The sequence below is a fragment of the Dermacoccus sp. 147Ba genome (assembly GCF_004151355.1).
In the GTDB taxonomy this organism is placed as follows: Bacteria; Actinomycetota; Actinomycetes; order Actinomycetales; family Dermatophilaceae; genus Dermacoccus; species Dermacoccus abyssi.
Window position 1 is genome coordinate 1 of the sequence record NZ_SEHL01000023.1, and the last position, 1,569, is coordinate 1,569.

At 65.1% G+C, this 1,569-nt stretch carries 3 protein-coding genes; 2 read left to right on the top strand and 1 reads right to left on the bottom strand.

Annotated elements, in window-relative coordinates; genetic code table 11:
* Nucleotides 1-78: 78 nt before the first annotated feature.
* Both EVU97_RS14850 and EVU97_RS14855 read left to right on the top strand, forming a co-directional pair.
* Nucleotides 79-438 (top strand): helix-turn-helix transcriptional regulator, encoded by a 360-nt coding sequence (locus tag EVU97_RS14850; RefSeq protein WP_006947315.1) that lies wholly within the window; start codon nucleotides 79-81, stop codon nucleotides 436-438.
* Nucleotides 435-1,031, top strand: a complete 597-nt coding sequence (locus EVU97_RS14855) for a cadmium resistance transporter (RefSeq protein WP_006947316.1) — start codon at nucleotides 435-437, stop codon at nucleotides 1,029-1,031. Before EVU97_RS14850 ends, EVU97_RS14855 begins: the two co-directional genes overlap by 4 nt.
* A gap of 2 nt (nucleotides 1,032-1,033) precedes the next feature.
* Here the strand turns inward: EVU97_RS14855 and EVU97_RS14860 are convergent.
* A partial coding sequence (locus EVU97_RS14860; protein WP_129666960.1) for an IS630 family transposase occupies nucleotides 1,034-1,569 on the bottom strand: 536 nt, incomplete at its 5' end.

Sequence of the window (1,569 nt, forward strand, 5' to 3'; positions counted from 1 at the left end):
CTAGTGTCACGCGTCTGAACTTGTTTGACGAGTTGGGTGGGGCGATTGTAGTTCAGCGGTTACTGTATCGTTCAGTGCATGCTGACTCTTGCTTCCCGCTTGGACGCCATGCAGCGTCTGGGCCGGGCGATGGCCGACCCCACGCGTTCACGGATCCTTCTGTCGCTTCTGGCGTGCCCCGCGCATCCGGCAGAGCTCGCCAACGCGCTAGACCTGACGCGCTCGAATGTGTCGAACCACCTGGGTTGCCTGCGGGACTGCGGGATCGTGGTCGCCACCCATGAGGGCCGCCAGGCCCTTTACGAGATCGCTGACCCCCACCTCGCACGTGCGCTCACCGAGCTGGTCGAGGTCAAGCTGGCCGTCGACGCGGACGCCCCCTGCCTCGACGTCGCCTGCGAGGTGCCTGGTTGCCACGACGGCAGGTCCGGCGCATGACGGCCGCGGCGCTGCTCCAAGCGATCGGGCTCTTCATCGCGACCAACATCGACGACATCATCGTGCTCTCGCTCTTCTTCGCCCGAGGTGCCGGACGCCCCGGGACGACCGCGAAGATCTTGGCCGGGCAATACCTTGGCTTCGTCGGGATCCTCGCCGCCGCACTCGTGGTGACCTTGGGGGCGGGGTGGGCGCTGCCAGAGGAGGCGATTCCCTACTTTGGGCTCATCCCCCTCGCGCTGGGTCTCTGGGCTGCGTGGGAGGTCTACCGCGGCGAGGGCGACGACGATGATGCCGCCGTGTCAGGTAAGAGCGTTGCCGTGGCGACCGTCGCCGGCGTCACCTTCGCCAACGGTGGGGACAACATCGGCGTTTACGTCCCGGTCTTCCTCAACATCAGTACTCCCGCTGTCATCACCTTCTGCATCGTTTTCCTCGTGCTCGTGGCAGTGCTGGTGGCCACCGCCAAGTTCGTCGCCACGCGTCGACCCATCGCCGAGGTCCTCGAACGGCGGGAGCACATCCTCTTCCCCATCGTCCTGATCGGACTGGGCGTCGCAATCCTCGTCGGCGGCGGCGCGTTCGGTCTCTGATGTCACGCGCCTGAACTGGTTTGACGGGTGGCGTGGGGCAGGATTTCCTCGGCGGTCTTGGTCCAGATGAATGGGTGGCAGCGCTCGTTCCAGCCGTCGATGAAGGTGCTGATCGCTGTGACGAGTTGCTTGACGCTGTCGAAGGAGCCGCGGCGGATGGCCTGTCGGGTGATGATCCCGAAGAAAACCTCGACGAGGTTGAGCCAGGACCCGCTGGTCGGGGTGAAGTGCAACGTGATCCGCGGGTGCTTGGCCAGCCACTGCTTGATGTCCTCGTGCTTGTGGGTGTGGTAGTTGTCCAGGACCACGTGCAGCTCCCGGCGCGGGTAAGCCCTGGCGACCTTCTTGAGGAAGTCGAGGAACTCGGCCTTACCGTGCCGGTCGTAGCACTGGTCGGTCACCGCACCGGTGGCTACCTCGAGAGCGGCGAACAGCGTGGTGGTGCCATTGCGCTTGTAGTCGTGGGTCACCTTCTCCGGCAAGCCTGGTCGCAGCGGCAGGATCGGCGCGGTCCGGTTCAAGGCCTGGATCTGGGACT